Source organism: Leeuwenhoekiella sp. ZYFB001 (assembly GCF_011784865.1).
GTDB lineage: Bacteria > Bacteroidota > Bacteroidia > Flavobacteriales > Flavobacteriaceae > Leeuwenhoekiella > Leeuwenhoekiella palythoae.
In genome coordinates, this window is the sequence record NZ_CP050460.1 from 1,440,636 (window position 1) to 1,459,409 (window position 18,774).

An 18,774-nucleotide genomic window follows, 5' to 3' on the forward strand; every position below is an offset into this window, starting at 1 on the left:
ACAACGCGTTATTTAAAATTTTAAAGCCTTTCTTTTTGAAAACTCCTAACAAACTTACGATAATTAACGACCCTATTTATGGCTTTATTACCATACCCAACGGGCTCATCTTTAACTTAATTGAGCATAAATACTTTCAGCGCTTGCGCCGTATTTCTCAAATGGGTCTGTCTTATTTAGTATATCCCGGGGCGCATCATACCCGTTTTCATCACGCGATAGGTTGTGTGCATATTATGCAAAAAGCTATGGAAAAGCTTGAGCAAAAGGGCGTTGAGATCTCTGCGGAAGAAAAGGAGGCTACGCTAGTTGCTATATTATTGCACGACATAGGTCATGGGCCTTTTTCTCACGCGATGGAAAATAGTATTGCAGAAGGGGTTCATCACGAGCAGATTTCGCTTCAATTTATTGAGTGTCTCAATTCGGAGTTTAACGGAAGTTTAACCCTGGCTCTTAAAATTTTTAAGGGAACCTACCACCGTCCGTTTTTGCATCAATTAGTTTCGGGGCAATTAGATATGGATCGTACAGATTATCTTAAAAGAGATAGTTTTTATACAGGAATGGCAGAAGGCAACATCAATACAGATCGTATTCTCGCGATGTTGAATGTAAAGGATGATGAATTGATGGTAGAGGAAAAGGGGATTTATACCATCGAAAAATTTTTGGTAGCACGTCGCCTGATGTACTGGCAAGTGTATTTGCACAAGACCAGTTTGGTCGCTGAGCAAGTTCTTGTAAAAGTTTTAAAGCGTGCAAAAGCGCTTACCGAAGCAGGTTATAAGCTTCCTGCGAGTACTGCGCTTGGGTACTTTCTGAAAAAGAAAAATGCAGAAGGAATCTTTGATCAAGAGGCGCTTGAAGTTTTTTCAAAATTAGATGATTACGATATAATTTCAGCAATGAAGGCGTGGTGTGAGGAAGACGATTTTGTTTTGCGTACACTTTGTAAAACAATTATTGATCGAAAATTACCACGTATTAAGATTAAGAAGAAACCCTTTAAAACCGATTTTATTCAGACGGAAAGGAGCCGGGTTAAAGCCCACTATAATATCTCTGATGAAGAAGTAGATTATTTTGTATTCACCGGTACACTTACAAATCAAGCTTACACCTTAAAAAAGGAAGCGATTAATATTCTTACAAAAAAAGGAAAAGTCATTGATGTGATTTCTGCTAGTGATCAATTGAGTTTAAAGGCCTTGTCAAAGGTGATCACAAAAAACTATATCTGCTATCCCAAACACTTAAATTAAACCCTTTTTTTCTATTTTTGCGATGATGAAATTTACAGCTGAACAAATTGCTGGAATTTTAGAAGGCTCTGTGGACGGGAATCCCGAAGCAGAAGTTTCTAAACTTTCAAAAATAGAAGATGGAACCACGGGCTCGCTCACCTTTTTGGCGAATCCTAAATACACTCCATATATATATAAGACTAAAGCTTCAATTGCTATAGTTGACAAAAATTTTAAGCCTGAGCACGATCTTGACGTTACGCTTATAAGAGTAGATGATGCCTATAAATCGTTTTCAAAACTTTTGGAATATTACAATCAGGTAAAACTTAGTAAGTCAGGAATAGAACAACCCGTCTACATATCAGAAAGTGCTTCTTACGGTGATGATATTTATTTGGGTGCCTTTGCCTATTTAGGTAATAATGTAAGCATAGGCAACAATGTCAAAATCTATCCTAATGTTTACATTGGCGACAATTGTAAAATAGGGGATAACTGCGTGATCTTTCAGGGAGCTAAAATTTACTCTGATTGTGTTTTAGGCGAAACAGTTTATGTGCATAGTGGGGCAATTATTGGCGCAGATGGTTTTGGTTTTGCTCCTGATGAAAATGGAGAGTATTCTAGAATTCCGCAAACCGGTAATGTTATTATAGAAGATAATGTAGATATCGGTGCAGGAACTACGATAGATAGAGCTACTTTGGGTTCTACGATTATACGTAAAGGTGTGAAACTAGATAATCAAATTCAGATTGCACACAACGTAGAGATTGGAGAGCATACCGCTATTGCCGCACAAACAGGTATCGCAGGTTCTACTAAAATAGGTAAGAACTGTATGATAGGAGGGCAAGTAGGTATCGTGGGACATCTTACTATTGGTGATCGCGTGCGTATTCAAGCACAATCTGGAATCACAAGAAATATTAAGAATGATGAAGCGGTGCAAGGTTCGCCGGCGCTATCCTATAATGATTTTAATAAATCTTACGTACACTTTAAAAATTTGCCAAGTCTGGCAGAACAATTAAATAATTTGGAAAAACAAAAATCCAATGATAAGTAAAGCTGAAGGAAAGCAAAAAACAATCGCCGGTGAGGTTTCCTTAACCGGCGTTGGTTTACATACAGGTAAAAATGTTACGCTAACGTTTAAGCCAGCCGATGAAAACACCGGTATGTTTTTTAAGCGTGTTGACCTTGAAGGACAGCCTATTATAGAGGCAAATGCAGATTATGTTGTGAATACCCAAAGGGGAACCAACCTCGAAAAAATGGGAGTACACATTCAAACGAGTGAGCATGTGCTTGCTGCTTGCGTTGGATTAGGAATAGACAATATTTGTATAGAATTGAATGCTTCAGAACCACCTATTATGGATGGTTCTTCAAAGTTTTTTGTTGAAGCTATTGAGAAAGTAGGCATTCAGGAGCAAGAGGCTAGCCGCGAGGAATACGTGGTGACTGAAGTGATTAGCTATGTTGATGACAAATCTGGCAGCGAAATTATGCTTATGCCAGCCGATGAATATCAACTTACTACTATGGTAGACTTTGGTACTAAAATTTTAGGCACTCAGAATGCAAGTATCAAAAGTATTTCTGAATTTAAAGATGAAATTTCGGACTCTAGAACGTTTAGCTTTCTTCACGAAATAGAAATGCTTCTTGAACACGGACTCATAAAAGGCGGTGATCTCAATAATGCAATAGTTTATGTGGATAAAGAACTTTCTCCGGAAACTATGGAGAAGTTGAGAAAAGCATTTAATAAAGATAATATTTCGGTTAAATCTAATGGAATATTAGATAACCTAACGCTGCATCATCCTAATGAGGCTGCGCGTCACAAGTTACTTGATGTTATTGGAGATCTAGCTTTGGTAGGGATGCCTATCAAAGGAAAAGTGATCGCCAATAAACCGGGACATTTTGTAAACACACAGTTTGCAAAAAAGCTGAAGAAAATCATTAAGCTTGAAAAGCGTAATAATGTACCTAATTTTGATTTGTCAAAACCACCGGTTAAAGACATTCATCAAATTATGGCGATGCTTCCGCACAGACCACCATTTCTTTTAGTAGATAAAATTCTGGAAATTACAGATACCGGTGTAGTGGGACTTAAAAACGTAACCATGAATGAGCCCTTCTTTGTAGGGCATTTTCCGGGAGCTCCTGTGATGCCGGGTGTTCTTCAGGTAGAAGCAATGGCGCAAACAGGTGGGATTTTAGTGTTAAGTACGGTTCCTGATCCTGAGAATTACCTTACCTATTTTATGAAAATAGATAATGTGCGCTTTAAGCAGCAAGTGCTTCCGGGGGATACACTTATCTTTAAATTAGATCTGTTATCACCTATTCGCAGAGGAATTTGCCATATGCAAGGAAGTGCATATGTAAACGGCAAATTGGTATCTGAAGCTGAGCTTATGGCTCAAATTGTAAAAGTAAAGAAAGACTAGATTTATGAATCAACCCTTAGCATACGTACATCCGGGTGCCAAAATTGCCAAAAATGTGGTGATTGAACCTTTCACTACGATCAATAATAATGTGGTCATAGGAGAAGGAAGTTGGATAGGATCTAACGTTACCATAATGGAAGGTGCACGCATCGGTAAAAATGTAAATATTTTTCCCGGCGCTGTTATTTCAGCAATTCCACAAGATAAAAAGTTTGATGATGAGGATACGGTAACTATTATTGGCGATAACACAACTATTAGAGAATGTGTTACGATCAATAGAGGTACCACAGACAAAATGAAAACTCAGATAGGTCACGATTGTTGGATTATGGCATACAGCCATATTGCGCACGATTGTATTGTGGGCGATCACTGTATTTTTTCTAACAACAGTACACTGGCAGGACATATTGTAGTGGGTGACCATGTGGTATTAGCAGGAATGGCAGCCGTGCAGCAATTTTGTACTATAGGAAGTCACGCCTTTGTAACCGGTGGGTCTTTAGTTCGTAAAGATGTACCTCCTTACGTTAAAGCCGGTCGTGAACCGCTTTCTTATGTGGGAATCAATTCTATTGGGCTACGCCGAAGAGGCTTTACCACAGAGAAAATCAGAGAAATACAGGATATTTACCGTATTCTGTACCAAAAGAATTACAACAACACCCAAGCTGTAAACATTATTGAAGCCGAGATGGAGGCGACTCCGGAGCGTGATGAAATTCTTCAGTTTATTCGTAATTCGCAACGCGGAATTATGAAAGGCTATTTTACAGCAAACTAATAATAGATTATAACAGCTTAGATTAATTTAGAAATATGGCAACTACATCAGATATTCGTAATGGAATGTGTATTCATTACAACCACGACATTTATAAGATTGTTGAATTTTTACACGTAAAACCTGGTAAAGGACCAGCGTTTGTAAGAACAAAATTAAAAAGTGTTACTAACGGAAAAGTTTTAGATAATACATTTTCGGCAGGGCATAAAATTGAAGAAGTACGTGTAGAAACTAAAGGGTATCAGTTTTTATATAATGATGGGGAATGGTACCACTTTATGAACACTGATGATTATACGCAAATCAGACTTTTGGAGTCTGCGCTAGATCAACCCGGACTTTTAAAAGAAGGTGAAGTTGTTTCTATTGCGATCAATACTGAAGACGGTATGCCGCTTTCTGTAGATATGCCGGCTCACGTGATTCTCGAAGTTACCGCAACTGAGCCTGGTGTAAAAGGAAATACCGCCACTAACGCCACCAAACCTGCTACTGTAGAAACCGGTGCTGAAGTAAATGTTCCTTTGTTTATAAATGAAGGGGACAAAATAAAAGTAGAGACCGAAAAAGGTACTTACAAAGAGCGTATAAAAGAATAACTAGTTGAAATTTCCTCAAAAACATAGCTTAGAGCAGATCGCTACCATTCTTGGAGTAGAATATATAGGAGCTGCTGATTTTCCGGTTCTGGGAATGAATGAGATTCATGTCGTAGAACCCGGAGATATTGTTTTTGTTGACCATCCCAAATATTATGATAAGGCTTTAGCTTCTGCGGCAACAGTTGTTTTAATAAACAAAAGAGTAGCTTGCCCAGAAGGTAAAGCATTATTGATTTCGGAAGATCCCTTTAGCGATTTTAATAAGCTTACCAAGTTCTTTAAACCTTTTGAAAAAGCTACTTCGAGTATTGCGACTACCGCAACGATTGGCGAAGGAACGATCATTCAGCCTAACTGTTTTATAGGTCACAATGTAAAAATCGGTCGTGATTGTTTAATTCACGCCAATGTTACGATTTACGATAATGCGATTATTGGTGATGGTGTTACTATTCATTCTGGAACTGTTCTAGGAGCAGATGCGTTTTATTATAAGAAGCGTGAAACCGGTTTTGACAAATTACTTTCCGGCGGAAGAGTGGTCATTGAAGATCACGTAGATCTTGGAGCGCTATGTACAATAGATAAGGGTGTGACCGGCGATACTACAATTGGTCAAGGATCTAAATTTGACAATCAGGTTCACGTAGGTCACGATACTCAGATAGGAAAGCGTGTACTTATTGCCGCTCAGAGCGGAATTGCAGGCTGCGTGGTCATTGAAGATGACGTGGTGATTTGGGGACAAGTAGGTATCGCCAGCGGAATTACCATTAAGGAAAAAGCTGTGATCTTTGCGCAGAGCGGAGTAGGGCGTACTTTAGAAGGAGGTAAATCCTACTTAGGCACTCCTGCCGAAGATAGCAAGAAGAAGTTTAGAGAATTGGCTTCAATTAGGCAAATTCCTTATATTTTAGAACAAATAAAAAAATAAAATGAGTCAATCAGCAAAAGACCTTGTAAGAGGTTTATATGAATCCGATTTTTTCAATGATTCCACTGTTCTAAAAAAGTTCTTACATCAGGATGCAGAGCTGTATTGGAATGCATCTACCGGATTTTCAAAAATGACGTACAGCGATATTGCTGATATGTCTTCAGAAATGGGGAAATCGTTCATTTCTTTAAGGTCATCTATAAGTCATCTTATTTCAGAAGGTGATAAGGTGAGCGCACGTTTAACGTATTATATTCAGACGGTTGAAAACCCTGAAGAAGAGGTGGGTATTATTCACTTTATGGCGATTTGGGAACTTAAAGACGGTCTCCTTTACAGAGGGTATCAAATTAGTCAACCTAGTGATGATGACCCGCAAAATAATGATGCGCACATCCGCATAAAGTCTTAAAATTCCTTTAGCATTCAGCTTTAAAAAATTATTTTTGTTACTACAAAATTCAAACAACTCATGAGCGTTTTAGTAAATAAAGATTCCAAAATAATTGTACAAGGTTTTACCGGAAGTGAAGGTACCTTTCACGCCGGTCAAATGATTGATTACGGGACCAACGTTGTTGGTGGTGTGACACCGGGTAAAGGTGGTCAAACCCATTTAGACAAACCGGTATTCAACACTGTTGAAGATGCAGTAAAAGAAACCGGGGCTGATGTTTCAATCATCTTTGTACCGCCGGCATTTGCTGCTGATGCGATAATGGAGTCTGCTGATGCAGGAATTAAAGTGATTATTGCGATTACTGAAGGTATTCCGGTAGCAGATATGATTAAAGCTGCTGATTATATCAAAGATAAAGACTGCCGTTTAATTGGTCCTAACTGTCCTGGTGTGATCACTCCCGGAGAAGCCAAAGTAGGTATTATGCCTGGTTTTGTGTTTAAGAAAGGAAAAGTGGGTATCGTTTCTAAATCAGGAACACTTACTTATGAAGCCGCTGACCAAGTTGTAAAACAAGGTTTAGGGATCACTACTGCAATTGGAATTGGGGGAGATCCTATCATTGGTACCACTACTAAAGAAGCTGTAGAATTATTGATCAACGATCCGGAGACTGAAGCTGTTGTGATGATCGGTGAGATTGGAGGTCAGTTAGAAGCAGACGCCGCAAAATGGATCAAAGCAAGTGGAACCAAAAAGCCGGTTATTGGTTTTATCGCTGGTGAAACTGCTCCAGCCGGAAGAACAATGGGTCACGCTGGTGCTATTGTTTCTGGAGAAGGAGAATCTGCTGCAGATAAAAAGAAAATTTTAAGAGAAAACGGAGTACACGTTGTGGATTCTCCAGCTGAAATAGGCAAAAAAGTTGCTGAACTTATTGGTTAATTTCAGCCTCTGAAAAAATCAAAACCGACACGTAATGTGTCGGTTTTTTTATGCGTGTACCCCTCAAGTTTCCTATATTTACCGCTATTCAAACGAACTATTTTAGATATATCAATTTAGAATGAAACTTTTAGAAGGAAAGAATACAATTATAACAGGAGCCAGCCGCGGGATCGGAAACGGTATCGCCAAGGTTTTTGCTCAAAATGGAGCCAACGTGGCCTTTACCTATAGCTCGTCTGCAGGTCCGGCAGAAGAGTTAGAACAAGAACTTCTTGCAATGGGAGTGAAAGCCAAGGCTTACAAATCAAATGCTGCTTCTTTTGAAGATTGCCAGGAGCTGGTAAAACAAATCAGTGCAGATTTTGAATCTATCGATGTTCTGGTCAATAACGCAGGAATAACCAAAGATAATCTGCTGATGCGTATGGGCGAAGAAGATTTTGATCAGGTTATTGAAGTAAACCTGAAGTCAATCTTCAATATGACCAAAGCTGTACAGCGCACCATGCTTAAACAACGTTACGGAAGCATCATCAATATGAGCTCTGTGGTGGGGATTAAAGGAAACGCAGGTCAAGCCAATTATGCAGCATCAAAAGCCGGAATAATAGGTTTCTCTAAATCTATGGCTTTAGAATTAGGTTCGAGAAATATCAGAACCAATGTGGTTGCTCCCGGATTTATCGAGACCGAAATGACCGCTAAACTCGACGAGAAAGTAGTAGCAGGTTGGCGAGATGCTATTCCATTAAAAAGAGGAGGTACTCCAGAAGATATCGCTAATGCTTGTGTATTTTTAGGTAGTGATATGAGTGCTTATGTTACCGGTCAAGTCTTACAAGTAGATGGCGGAATGCTAACCTAAGCAAATCTTAATACAATACTTTATGGCAATATCCACAGTCTTATATATTATCCTCTTAGGGATAATCGCTCTGGGTATTGCCATATTTTTTTACTTCCATAAACCGGAGCGTTCTAAGCGCTTGCGCCTACTTCTTAGCGTATTACGATTTATAAGTCTTTTTGCGGTCTTGATTTTATTGCTAAATCCTTCGGTTAAGCAAACATCTTATAAAACCATCAAGCCTAAACTAGCGGTGGTGCTTGACAATTCTGAATCCATGTCTTTTTTAGCAGATTCGGTAGCCATACGAGAGGTTTTTCAAGCAATACTTCAAAATGAGGCTTTGAGAGAACGATTTGATCTGGACGCCTATACTTTTGGATCTGAATTGAATCAACAAGAACGAGTTGATTTTAGCGAAACCCAAACCGATATTGCAAAAAGCATTCAAGCATTAGATCGAATTTATAAAGACCAGAAATACAGCAGTCTTGTAATCACTGATGGGAATACCAATCTTGGTGCAAATTATAGATACGTTGCAACCGAAGCTAGAGAGATTGCCCGTCATTTTATTGTGGTTGGTGATACTTCGGCGTATGAAGATTTGCGAATTGATCAGGTTAATGTCAATCGTTACGCATATATAGATAATCAATTTCCGGTTGAAATTAAGGCAGCGTATTCCGGAAAAAAAGAAGTATCTGCCAAGCTTTCGGTAACGTATGGCGGAACTATTGTACATACGGAGACCCTCAATTTATCTTCTCAAAACAGTTCTTTCCGAAGCAATTTTTATTTGAACGCAGATCAGATAGGAACACAGCGTTATACGGTAAGGCTTGAAGCTTCACTGGATGAGACTAACTTAGAAAACAATACCAAGCAGTTTGCGATTGAAGTCATTGATCAACGCTCTGAAGTGCTTATTATTTATGGTGTTTTGCATCCTGATCTAGGGACGCTAAAAAAGAGTATTGAAAGTAACCAGCTGCGTTCAGTAAGCCTTAGAGCTATTAATGATGTCAAGGTTGCTGAACTTAATGAAGCAGACCTAGTGCTGTTGTTTGAGCCCAATGCACGTTTTGCTACTGTTTATCAGGAACTCAATAAACTGAATAAAAACCGGTTTACAATTATAGGGTTACAAAGTAACCTCTCTTTTTTAAATCAAAGTCAGGAAGCATTTAAGTTGCCGCTAAGCAGGCAGTCAGAAGCTGTCCAAGCCATTAAGAACGAATCGTTTTCGGCATTTCAAACCTCAGAAATCAACTTCGCTAATTATCCTCCGCTGGAAACCATTTTTGGCGAAATCACAGTTGCCGGCTCCAGTGATGTTCTTTTTTATCAGCGAATTACCGGTGTTACTACCGGAAATCCTTTGTTGGGGCTCACAGAGTTGTCGGGTAGAAGAGAGGTGTTTTTATTTGGAACAGGTATTTTTCAATGGCGTAGCCAGTCGTTTTTAGATTCCGGAAGTTTTGAAACCTTCGATACTTTTATAGACCAATTGGTGCAATATGCAGCTTCAAATCAAAAGCGTCAGCGCTTAGAACTAGATTATGACCGTTTCTATTATGGAGGAAACGCGATTGTGTTGAACGCGCAGTACTTCGATAAAAATTATGTTTTTGATCCGGGCGCGCAACTTCAGGTAAAAATCTTTTCAGAAAATGAAGTTCTTTATGAATCACCACTCGTTTACAACGGAACTAACTATTCAGCACAGCTTGCAGATTTAGAGCCCGGAACATATTCTTTTGAAATTACTGTTGCTGACGAAAATTTAAAAGCGGAAGGTAGCTTTACAGTAATTCCTTATACAATTGAACATCAGATTAAAAATGCTGATTGGACAACGATGGAAACTGTAGCAAAGGAAACCAATGGGAGTATCGCCTCAATGGATCGCTATTCAGAGTTGATAGACGGCCTTTTGAAAAATCAGGAGTTTACTCCCGTACAGCGAGCTATAGAAAAAAATGTACCTTTAATAGCTTTCAGTTGGCTGCTTTTCCTCATCATTGCAAGTTTAGCTGCTGAATGGTTCATCAGAAAATACAACGGACTCATATAATAAAAACTACATAAAATGGATAGATTACCTAAAATAGGAATTCCGGTAATAATTGGAGTAATAATCGTAATTGTACTCATTGCAAAATCTGCGGTAACGATTGATTCAGGAGAAGCGGGAGTACTTTATAAACCATTTGGAGGCGGTGTAGTTACTGACGAGCCCCCGCTAGGAGAAGGTTTTCAAATAGTTGCTCCTTGGAATAAAGTTTATATCTACGAGGTAAGACGGCAGGAGCTGAAAGAGATTATGAATGTACTTTCTTCTAATGGTTTGGATATTAAATTAGAGGCTTCTGTATGGTATAAACCACAAGCTGAAAATTTGGGTAAACTGCATCAGGAGATAGGAGAAGATTATCTAAACCGAATTTTGTTACCCACTATTAGATCTGCAGCACGTTCTGTAGTGGGGCGTTATACTCCAGAACAATTGTATTCTTCAAAACGTGATGCGATTCAAGCAGAGATTTATGATGAAACTAAAAAAATCGTAAAAGATCAATATATCGTTCTTGATGAAGTATTGGTACGTGATGTGACGCTACCTGCGACGATTAAGCAAGCAATTGAACGTAAACTGCGTCAGGAACAAGAATCTCTAGAATATGAATTCAGGCTTATTTCTGCTCAAAAAGAAGCAGAACGTCAGGTTATTGAAGCTCAAGGTAAAGCTGATGCTAATAAAATTTTAAGTCAATCCCTTAATGATCAGATCTTGAAAGATAAAGGTATTGAAGCTACACTAAAACTATCAGAATCTAACAATTCTAAAGTGATTGTTATAGGTTCTGGAGACAGCGGGTTACCCATTATTTTAGGGAATAACTAGCCTAATCAACTGTCTCTTGGCAAATTTCTGTAAGTTGGAGGGAGTTTCACCTCATTGGCGGCGCCAATAAAATCACAAAAAAACCGAATCGATTACGATTCGGTTTTTTTGTGTTGTAACAGTCTTTGTGCAAAGAATCTTAGGCTTTTTTCATTCTAACGTTTCGATCCCTACGCAGTTTAATTTGCTGCTTGGTTTCTTGAAGCAATTTGGCTTTGGCTACCCAATTATCATTTACGATGCGATCTGGAAAAAATTGAATGCGCTCAGTAACGATCTCGATATCTCGCGTATTAAACTTACTGATCTGATCAAAGGTGTAAATACCGATCGTATTGAGTTTTTCTTCGGTATAGGGTCCGATTCCGATAATTTTTTGAAGATCATCAGCATCTTCATAGGATGCGTAACCAATACGCTCAAAATCTAATTCAGTTCTGGTTTTATCGAGTTCGTCTTGAGCGAAACGTTTCTTTTTCGCTTTGGCCGCAATTTGAATATCCTCATCGGGTAATGTTTCCTCTAGATTTGGATCTTCAATATCAACACCTGCTTGTTCTGAAAGCTTTTGGCGCAGATTGGAAATTCGCTTTACATATTTGCTTTTCTGATAATAATATGCAAAGAAATAACCTATAGAAAAGGCACCCAACATCAATACAATAACCTCTATATACACTAAGGGTATAGAGACGTAATCGTTATTGGTTTGTGTCAAAACTAGATGGAGCATTATTTAAATATCAGTTCGTAGCGGTTATTTAATTCTATTTTATCTTCTTGCTCTCGGGGATATAAAGGAAATTCTTCTCCTTTTGATAATGCAATAACTTGATTTTCAGGTAAATTAAGGCTTTTTATGAGAAATAACCTAATTTTTTGAGCTTGTTCTAAGGCAATTACATAGTTATCTCGATCATCTCCAATATGATCTGTATAGCCTATAATTTCAATTTTAGCTTGTGGTTTGATCTTTAATCTCCGTTCAACTTCGGCTAAAAAACGCGATGCATTTTCATCACGCACTAAACGTGCCATTTTAAAAACAGGTCTAAATGTAATATCAGCATTTGGTTTAGTGGCTTTGGTAGTTGCCGTTTTACTCAATTTTGCGAGGCGCAAACGTTCTTCATCTTCATCAATAGCGCGCTGGTTACGTTCCATTCTTTTTTGAATGTCATCTATGAGTTTATCGTAATTTCCGGTTTTAGCAAGGCTGCTATCTTGATAAATTCCTCTCTCTGCTGGTTGTTTTGTAGGTTCTGTAGCTTGATAAATAGAATCTAAAACATATCCAGGAGCTTGTTTTTTAATAGTACCGGGATTAGCAGGTTCTACAGTGGACGAAGCGTCAACAAAAAGACTCTTGCGATTATTGAATGCTCCAGTAGCGTTTAAAAAGTACAGACCTACTACACACCAGCAGGAAAATACGGAGAATGCTATAAGAAAATTCTTCATCGGTTAGTAATTTTCTCAAATGTAAGTCTTTAAGATAAAAATCACATCAAGCTGTTAAATGTATTCGATATAATGCACGTAAAAAGGATTTTTTTTATAAATTCGCTCTGTATTATGAGAAAAACAGCATTACATCATCATCATTTTTATTCACGCACTCAAGCGAGGTAAAGATGTTGTATATGTAATTGACGTATAAAAAACAGTAACCCGTTTGAGCTTTTCAAACGGGTTTTCTGTTTAGAATAGCTCAGACTACCAATCAAACCTAAAAAAATGAATAAAAAAATTAGAATCGCAATTCAGAAGTCAGGCAGACTCAACGAAGATTCTTTACAAATTTTAAAAGACTGCGGAATCTCTATAGACAACGGTCGCGATCAATTGAAAGCGAATGCTGCTAATTTTCCGCTTGAAGTATTTTACCTCCGCAATGGTGACATTCCACAATACCTGAGAGACGGGGTTGTTGATATCGCGATCATTGGTGAAAATGTTTTGATCGAAAAAGGCGAGGATATAGCTATAGCTCAGAAACTAGGTTTTTCAAAATGCCGGGTGTCATTAGCGATTCCAAAAGGAGTTAAATATGATTCGGTAGCAGATTTTGAAGGAAAGAAAATCGCTACTTCGTATCCGAATACAGTGCTTAATTATTTAAGAAAGTATAACGTAAAAGCAGATCTTCATATCATTAATGGTTCGGTAGAAATTGCTCCTAATATCGGCCTCGCAGACGGTATTTGTGACATCGTATCTAGTGGAAGTACATTATTTAAAAACAACCTTAAAGAGGTTGAAGTGATGCTTACTTCTGAAGCCGTTCTTGCAGTCTCACCTAAAATCGATGAGGAGCGTCAGACCATTCTAGACAAATTGTTATTTAGAATTAAAGCGGTGCTTAAGGGGCGTGACTACAAATACGTTTTGTTAAACGCGCCGAACGATCGTTTAGATGAAATCATCGCATTGCTACCGGGAATGAAAAGTCCTACCGTGTTGCCGCTTGCTGAAAAGGGATGGAGTAGTGTACATTCAGTAATTGACAAGAATAAGTTTTGGGAGGTCATTGATAATCTTAAAGATTCTGGCGCTCAAGGAATTTTAGTGAGTGATATAGAAAAGATGGTGCTCTAATTTTTAGACTAAAGGAAGACGTATGAATACGATTGTAAATCCTGAGCGTTCGCAATGGAATGAGATTCTAAAACGCCCCACGCAAACTTACAAGCAGATCGAACAAACCGTTTTAGAGGTTTTTGAAGCTATTCAAAATGACGGTGATGCAGCAATTGAGAAATACACTCAAAAATTTGACGGGATCAGCCTGAATTCTTTTGAAGTAACTCATGCGGAAATTACTGCTGCTGTTGCAAACCTAGATGCCGATTTAAAAGAAGCGATCACCCTTGCAAAATCTAATATTGAAGCATTTCACAAAGCACAACGCACCAAAAAAATTGAATTAGAAACCGCACCTGGTGTAAAATGTTGGCAAGAAAAGCGCCCTATTCAGAAAGTAGGTTTGTACATTCCCGGAGGAACTGCGCCCTTGTTTTCAACGATTTTAATGCTGGCTGTTCCGGCAAAAATAGCAGGCTGTAAAGAAGTGGTGCTTTGTACGCCACCTGATAAAAAAGGGAATATCAATCCTGCTATTTTATTTACCGCTCAACTTTGTGGTATTGCTAAAATCTTTAAAGTAGGCGGAATTCAAGCTATTGGAGCAATGACGTTTGGTACACCGAGTATTCCAAAAGTGTATAAGATTTTCGGTCCCGGAAATCAGTTTGTAACGGTAGCTAAGCAAATGGCAACTCAATTCAATGTTAGCATTGATATGCCTGCAGGTCCGTCTGAATTGTTAGTTGTTGCAGACGATACTGCCGAAGCTGCCTTTGTAGCTTCAGATTTATTAAGTCAGGCTGAGCACGGTGTGGATAGTCAAGTTATTCTTGTTTCTACCTCTAAAGATTTAATCAAAGCTGTTGCGCAAGAAGTTCAAGAGCAGCTGCAAGCGCTTCCCAGAAAAGCCATTGCAGAAAAAGCCATTGTAAACAGTAAGCTGATTTTTGTTGAGACTAAAGAGCTCGCTTTAGAACTTATTGATGAGTATGGTCCTGAACATTTTATTGTGGCTACTTCAGATAATGCATTTTTTATTGAAAATATTGCTAATGCAGGTTCTGTTTTTATAGGAAATTATACGCCTGAAAGTGCCGGGGATTATGCCTCAGGAACCAATCATACTTTGCCAACTAACGGGTATGCTAAACAATACAGCGGTGTAAATCTTGACAGTTTTATGAAGAGTATGACCTTTCAGGAAATTACGCCGGAAGGAATTCAAAATATTGGTAAAGCAATCGAGCTTATGGCTGCTGCCGAAGGCTTACAGGCGCACAAAAATGCAGTGACTTTACGTTTATCTCAACTCGCAAATTCAAATTAATGACTGCAACTACTTTTAATTTAGAGCGTTTGATTCGCGCCAATGTTGCGCAGTTAAAACCTTATTCATCGGCTCGTGATGAGTTTAAGGATTTTCACGAGGATATGGTGTTTCTTGATGCAAATGAAAATCCGTTTGAAAACGGCGTCAATCGCTATCCAGATCCACAACAGCTTACTTTAAAACAACATTTATCGTCCTTAAAACGGGTGCCGGTTGATCAAATTCTTTTAGGTAACGGAAGCGATGAAGTACTCGATTTATTATTCAGAGCTTTTTGTGAGCCCAAGCAAGATAACGTGATCACGTTACCGCCTACTTACGGGATGTACGGAGTGCTGGCAGCTACCAATGATATTGCTAACCGCGAAGTATTGCTGTCTGAAGATTTTCAGCCCCAAGTTGCTAAGATTCTGGATCAGGCAGACCATCAAACCAAAATGCTTTTTCTATGTTCACCAAACAATCCTACGGCCAATAGTTTCAAGGCAGAGGCTATCGAAGTGCTGCTTCAGAATTTTAAAGGGTTGATTGTCGTAGATGAGGCATATATTGACTTCTCTCCAGAAGAAAGTTGGACGACAAAGCTTCAGCAGTATCCTAATCTAGTCGTGACACAAACCTTGTCTAAAGCCTATGGCCTAGCGGGAATTCGCTTAGGAATATGTTATGCTTCCGCAGCAATTATTTCAATCTTAAACAAGATTAAACCGCCGTATAATGTAAATGAACTCACGCAAAAACGCGCGTTAGAACGTGTGCTTGATGATGAAAAGGTTCAAGGTGAAATAAGTACGATTTTAAAGGAAAGAGGTGCTTTATCTAAAGTGTTACTTCAAGTGGATTTTGTTGAGAAAGTTTATCCATCTGAAGCTAATTTTATTTTAGCAAAAGTGGATGATGCCAACAAACGTTACGATCAATTGATCAAAAAAGGAATTGTGGTTCGTAATAGAAGTTCACAGGCTTTATGCGAAAACACACTACGCTTTACCGTAGGGACAACCACCGAAAATGAAAAACTAATTACCGCTCTCAAAGAACTGTTTTAACTGTAATAAATGACTACCGAAACTACCTCCAAAAAACAAAAAGTATTATTCATTGATCGGGACGGAACGATCATTAAAGAGCCGCCCGGATATCAAGTGGATGCTTTTGAAAAGGTAACTTTTTACCCAAAAGCTTTTACCTATCTAGGTAAAATTGCTCAAGAGCTTGATTACAAGTTGGTCATGATCACCAATCAAGATGGTCTGGGAACTGATATTTTTCCTGAAGATACGTTCTGGCCGGTGCATAATTTTATTTTAAAATCCTTTGAAAACGAAGGTGTTGTGTTTGATGACGTTTTTATAGATAAAACTTTTCCTGAGGATCAGGCAGACACCCGTAAACCAGGCACGGGAATGTTAACCGAGTTTTTCTCTGAAGATTACGATCTTGCCAACAGTTTTGTTCTGGGAGATCGTATCACAGATATTGAACTGGCTAAAAACCTTGGGGCACAGGGTATTTTTATCAGTGATCATACTGATTTAGGTGCCGATGAAATCACCACCAAACGGGAAGATCTTGATGCCTATATTGCCTTAGAAACTACAGACTGGCAAAAGATTTATGAATTTTTGAAGCTGAAAGAACGCACCGCTTCGATCTCCAGAAAAACCAACGAAACCGAAATAGAAATCAAGTTGAATCTTGACGGAACCGGTAAAAGCGATATCAAAACCGGACTAGCATTTTTTGATCATATGTTAGATCAAATCGCTAGACACGGTTCTATGGACTTAAAAATTCACGTAGATGGCGATCTCGAGGTTGATGAGCATCACACAATTGAAGATACCGCGATCGCCTTAGGTGAAGTTTTTTCTAAAGCTTTGAGTAACAAATTAGGTATAGAACGCTACGGTTTTTGCTTACCGATGGATGATTGTCTGGCGCAGGTAGCCATAGATTTTGGTGGGCGTAATTGGTTGGTTTGGGAAGCTGACTTTAAACGCGAGAAAATAGGGGAGATGCCTACAGAAATGTTTTATCATTTCTTCAAATCCTTTACAGATGGCGCACGTGCAAACCTCAATGTAAAAGCTGATGGAACCAACGAGCATCACAAGATCGAAGCCATTTTCAAAGCTTTTGCAAAAGCGATTAAAGTAGCTGTAAAACGCGATCCTGATAAAATGGTATTGCCCAGTACAAAAGGAATGTTGTAAGCTTATGAAATTAGTAATAATCAATTACGGAGCAGGAAATATTCAAAGTATCAAATTTGCTTTTGAACGCTTAGGAGTTCACGCGATATTGTCTGATGATGCAGACGAAATCAAAGCAGCTGATAAAGTAATTTTTCCGGGTGTTGGAGAGGCGAGTAGTGCTATGGCAAAGCTGAAAGCCACGGGGTTGGATAAAATCATTCCTACGCTGAAGCAACCAGTTTTAGGAATATGTCTGGGAATGCAATTGATGTGTAAGCATTCAACTGAAGGAAACACCACTGGTTTGGGGATTTTTGATGTTAATGTGGTTAAATTCTCAAACAAAGTCAAAGTTCCACAAATCGGCTGGAACGAAATCGAAAGTTTAAAAACTCTATTATTTAAAGACATACCAGAGCATAGTTTTATGTATTTGGTACACAGTTTCTACGCTCCAAAATGCGATGAAATGATCGCTTCTACAAATTATGAAGTAGATTATGCATCAGGTTTACAGACGGATAATTTTTACGGTGTACAATTTCACCCGGAGAAAAGTGGAGTTGTTGGCGAGCAAATTTTAAAAAACTTTTTAGCCCTATGAGAATAATCCCAGCAATAGATATAATCGACGGTAAGTGTGTGCGCCTTTCTAAAGGTGATTACAACACCAAAAAAATATATAATGAGAGTCCGTTAGAGGTTGCAAAAGAATTTGAAGCCCACGGAATTCAGTATTTGCATTTGGTTGACTTAGATGGTGCTAAAAGCAAGCATATTGTGAATCATAAGGTGCTGGAGCAAATTGCTTCTCAAACCAGCCTAAAAATTGATTTTGGAGGCGGACTCAAAACCGACGATGACCTGCGCATTGCTTTTGAAAGTGGTGCTTCACAAATCACCGGTGGAAGCATCGCCGTTAAAGATCCTGAAACTTTTAAAAGCTGGTTACAGAAATTTGGCGCTAATAAAATCATTTTAGGCGCAGATGCTAAAGATGAAAAAGTTGCGGTGAGTGGCTGGCTCGAAGAGTCTAAAGAAGAATTGATTCCGTTTATTCAAGGCTATCAAAAGGAAGGAGTTTCTTATGTGATTTGTACAGACATTAGTAAAGACGGGATGTTAGAAGGACCTTCTTTTGAGTTGTATAAGCGCATTTTAGAAGAAACGAAGAACTTGAAGTTGATCGCTTCCGGCGGAATTTCAACTTTTGACGAATTACCAAAACTAGCTGAATTAGGTTGCGAAGGAACGATAATCGGTAAAGCGATCTATGAAGGCCGCATTTCAATGAAACAGTTGGAAAATTATATATTGGAACATGAGTAATGCTTCAACTTTTAGAGAAGAATTGGTCAACAATATTTTCTACAGGTTAGATGAAAACCTTAGAATGATAAGAATTGCATTAACTCAAATCACAGAAGAAGAGATCTGGTTAAAACCCAATCCCACGCTAAACAGCATAGGCAATTTGATTTTACACCTGTGCGGAAATCTGACTTAA

20 protein-coding genes are annotated in these 18,774 nt (G+C 38.5%); 18 read left to right on the forward strand and 2 right to left on the reverse strand.

The window, feature by feature from the left end:
• Window positions 1-35 precede the first annotated feature (35 nt).
• From HCN54_RS06345 to HCN54_RS06395, 11 genes are all read left to right on the forward strand, one after another.
• Window positions 36-1,265, forward strand: a complete 1,230-nt coding sequence (locus HCN54_RS06345; RefSeq protein ID WP_167597025.1) for an HD domain-containing protein — start codon at window positions 36-38, stop codon at window positions 1,263-1,265.
• A gap of 25 nt (window positions 1,266-1,290) precedes the next feature.
• A complete protein-coding gene (lpxD, locus tag HCN54_RS06350) occupies window positions 1,291-2,319 on the forward strand; it encodes a UDP-3-O-(3-hydroxymyristoyl)glucosamine N-acyltransferase (protein WP_072982147.1) in 1,029 nt (342 codons plus the stop codon).
• Window positions 2,309-3,718: a bifunctional UDP-3-O-[3-hydroxymyristoyl] N-acetylglucosamine deacetylase/3-hydroxyacyl-ACP dehydratase gene (locus tag HCN54_RS06355; RefSeq protein ID WP_072982145.1), complete on the forward strand. Its 1,410-nt coding sequence runs from the start codon at window positions 2,309-2,311 to the stop codon at window positions 3,716-3,718. Before lpxD ends, HCN54_RS06355 begins: the two co-directional genes overlap by 11 nt.
• 4 nt (window positions 3,719-3,722) lie before the next feature.
• Complete coding sequence (lpxA, locus tag HCN54_RS06360) at window positions 3,723-4,508, forward strand: acyl-ACP--UDP-N-acetylglucosamine O-acyltransferase (protein ID WP_072982143.1); 786 nt, start codon at window positions 3,723-3,725, stop codon at window positions 4,506-4,508.
• A 35-nt stretch (window positions 4,509-4,543) separates the two neighbouring features.
• Entirely contained in the window at window positions 4,544-5,110 is a 567-nt protein-coding gene (gene efp, locus HCN54_RS06365) for an elongation factor P (protein ID WP_072982142.1), read from the forward strand.
• Window positions 5,111-5,114: 4 nt separating this feature from the next.
• Entirely contained in the window at window positions 5,115-6,047 is a 933-nt protein-coding gene (locus tag HCN54_RS06370) for a UDP-3-O-(3-hydroxymyristoyl)glucosamine N-acyltransferase (RefSeq protein WP_167597026.1), read from the forward strand.
• Window position 6,048: 1 nt separating this feature from the next.
• Window positions 6,049-6,462, forward strand: a complete 414-nt coding sequence (locus HCN54_RS06375) for a nuclear transport factor 2 family protein (protein ID WP_072982139.1) — start codon at window positions 6,049-6,051, stop codon at window positions 6,460-6,462.
• A 60-nt stretch (window positions 6,463-6,522) separates the two neighbouring features.
• A complete protein-coding gene (sucD, locus tag HCN54_RS06380; protein ID WP_167597027.1) occupies window positions 6,523-7,395 on the forward strand; it encodes a succinate--CoA ligase subunit alpha in 873 nt (290 codons plus the stop codon).
• Window positions 7,396-7,516: 121 nt separating this feature from the next.
• The gene (gene fabG / locus HCN54_RS06385) at window positions 7,517-8,263 is read left to right on the forward strand and encodes a 3-oxoacyl-[acyl-carrier-protein] reductase (protein WP_072982136.1); all 747 of its coding nucleotides are present in this window, start codon (window positions 7,517-7,519) and stop codon (window positions 8,261-8,263) included.
• A 22-nt stretch (window positions 8,264-8,285) separates the two neighbouring features.
• Entirely contained in the window at window positions 8,286-10,322 is a 2,037-nt protein-coding gene (locus HCN54_RS06390; RefSeq protein ID WP_167597028.1) for a vWA domain-containing protein, read from the forward strand.
• Window positions 10,323-10,337: 15 nt separating this feature from the next.
• Window positions 10,338-11,153: a prohibitin family protein gene (locus HCN54_RS06395; RefSeq protein WP_072982132.1), complete on the forward strand. Its 816-nt coding sequence runs from the start codon at window positions 10,338-10,340 to the stop codon at window positions 11,151-11,153.
• A gap of 139 nt (window positions 11,154-11,292) precedes the next feature.
• Here the strand turns inward: HCN54_RS06395 and HCN54_RS06400 are convergent, their stop codons facing one another.
• Together HCN54_RS06400 and HCN54_RS06405 are read right to left on the reverse strand one after the other, a co-directional pair.
• Complete coding sequence (locus HCN54_RS06400) at window positions 11,293-11,886, reverse strand: hypothetical protein (protein ID WP_167597029.1); 594 nt, start codon at window positions 11,884-11,886, stop codon at window positions 11,293-11,295.
• Window positions 11,886-12,614, reverse strand: a complete 729-nt coding sequence (locus tag HCN54_RS06405; protein WP_167597030.1) for an OmpA family protein — start codon at window positions 12,612-12,614, stop codon at window positions 11,886-11,888. The genes HCN54_RS06400 and HCN54_RS06405 overlap by 1 nt, the downstream gene beginning before the upstream one ends.
• A 276-nt stretch (window positions 12,615-12,890) precedes the next feature.
• On the opposite strand from HCN54_RS06405, the gene hisG reads away from it, so the two are divergent.
• The 7 genes from hisG to HCN54_RS17560 are packed head-to-tail and all read left to right on the forward strand — an operon-like array spanning window position 12,891 to window position 18,774.
• A complete protein-coding gene (gene hisG, locus HCN54_RS06410; protein WP_167597031.1) occupies window positions 12,891-13,751 on the forward strand; it encodes an ATP phosphoribosyltransferase in 861 nt (286 codons plus the stop codon).
• A 22-nt stretch (window positions 13,752-13,773) separates the two neighbouring features.
• The gene (gene hisD / locus HCN54_RS06415) at window positions 13,774-15,066 is read left to right on the forward strand and encodes a histidinol dehydrogenase (protein ID WP_167597032.1); all 1,293 of its coding nucleotides are present in this window, start codon (window positions 13,774-13,776) and stop codon (window positions 15,064-15,066) included.
• A complete protein-coding gene (gene hisC / locus HCN54_RS06420) occupies window positions 15,066-16,118 on the forward strand; it encodes a histidinol-phosphate transaminase (RefSeq protein WP_167597033.1) in 1,053 nt (350 codons plus the stop codon). The genes hisD and hisC overlap by 1 nt, the downstream gene beginning before the upstream one ends.
• Window positions 16,119-16,127: 9 nt before the next feature.
• On the forward strand, window positions 16,128-17,285 hold the full coding sequence (hisB, locus tag HCN54_RS06425) for a bifunctional histidinol-phosphatase/imidazoleglycerol-phosphate dehydratase HisB (protein WP_167597034.1): 1,158 nt from the start codon (window positions 16,128-16,130) through the stop codon (window positions 17,283-17,285).
• 4 nt (window positions 17,286-17,289) lie between these two features.
• The gene (gene hisH, locus HCN54_RS06430; RefSeq protein ID WP_167597035.1) at window positions 17,290-17,871 is read left to right on the forward strand and encodes an imidazole glycerol phosphate synthase subunit HisH; all 582 of its coding nucleotides are present in this window, start codon (window positions 17,290-17,292) and stop codon (window positions 17,869-17,871) included.
• Window positions 17,868-18,596, forward strand: a complete 729-nt coding sequence (gene hisA / locus HCN54_RS06435) for a 1-(5-phosphoribosyl)-5-[(5-phosphoribosylamino)methylideneamino]imidazole-4-carboxamide isomerase (RefSeq protein ID WP_167597036.1) — start codon at window positions 17,868-17,870, stop codon at window positions 18,594-18,596. The genes hisH and hisA overlap by 4 nt, the downstream gene beginning before the upstream one ends.
• Complete coding sequence (locus HCN54_RS17560; RefSeq protein WP_317172008.1) at window positions 18,589-18,774, forward strand: DUF1572 family protein; 186 nt, start codon at window positions 18,589-18,591, stop codon at window positions 18,772-18,774. Before hisA ends, HCN54_RS17560 begins: the two co-directional genes overlap by 8 nt.

Coding starts and splice junctions, on each gene's coding strand:
- lpxD (WP_072982147.1), top strand. CDS start 1,291: ATGAAATTTACAGCTGAACAAATTGCTGGAATTTTAGAAGGCTCTGTG.
- HCN54_RS06355 (WP_072982145.1), top strand. CDS start 2,309: ATGATAAGTAAAGCTGAAGGAAAGCAAAAAACAATCGCCGGTGAGGTT.
- lpxA (WP_072982143.1), top strand. CDS start 3,723: ATGAATCAACCCTTAGCATACGTACATCCGGGTGCCAAAATTGCCAAA.
- efp (WP_072982142.1), top strand. CDS start 4,544: ATGGCAACTACATCAGATATTCGTAATGGAATGTGTATTCATTACAAC.
- HCN54_RS06375 (WP_072982139.1), top strand. CDS start 6,049: ATGAGTCAATCAGCAAAAGACCTTGTAAGAGGTTTATATGAATCCGAT.
- sucD (WP_167597027.1), top strand. CDS start 6,523: ATGAGCGTTTTAGTAAATAAAGATTCCAAAATAATTGTACAAGGTTTT.
- fabG (WP_072982136.1), top strand. CDS start 7,517: ATGAAACTTTTAGAAGGAAAGAATACAATTATAACAGGAGCCAGCCGC.
- HCN54_RS06390 (WP_167597028.1), top strand. CDS start 8,286: ATGGCAATATCCACAGTCTTATATATTATCCTCTTAGGGATAATCGCT.
- HCN54_RS06395 (WP_072982132.1), top strand. CDS start 10,338: ATGGATAGATTACCTAAAATAGGAATTCCGGTAATAATTGGAGTAATA.
- HCN54_RS06400 (WP_167597029.1), bottom strand. CDS start 11,886: ATGCTCCATCTAGTTTTGACACAAACCAATAACGATTACGTCTCTATA.
- HCN54_RS06405 (WP_167597030.1), bottom strand. CDS start 12,614: ATGAAGAATTTTCTTATAGCATTCTCCGTATTTTCCTGCTGGTGTGTA.
- hisG (WP_167597031.1), top strand. CDS start 12,891: ATGAATAAAAAAATTAGAATCGCAATTCAGAAGTCAGGCAGACTCAAC.
- hisD (WP_167597032.1), top strand. CDS start 13,774: ATGAATACGATTGTAAATCCTGAGCGTTCGCAATGGAATGAGATTCTA.
- hisC (WP_167597033.1), top strand. CDS start 15,066: ATGACTGCAACTACTTTTAATTTAGAGCGTTTGATTCGCGCCAATGTT.
- hisB (WP_167597034.1), top strand. CDS start 16,128: ATGACTACCGAAACTACCTCCAAAAAACAAAAAGTATTATTCATTGAT.
- hisH (WP_167597035.1), top strand. CDS start 17,290: ATGAAATTAGTAATAATCAATTACGGAGCAGGAAATATTCAAAGTATC.
- hisA (WP_167597036.1), top strand. CDS start 17,868: ATGAGAATAATCCCAGCAATAGATATAATCGACGGTAAGTGTGTGCGC.
- HCN54_RS17560 (WP_317172008.1), top strand. CDS start 18,589: ATGAGTAATGCTTCAACTTTTAGAGAAGAATTGGTCAACAATATTTTC.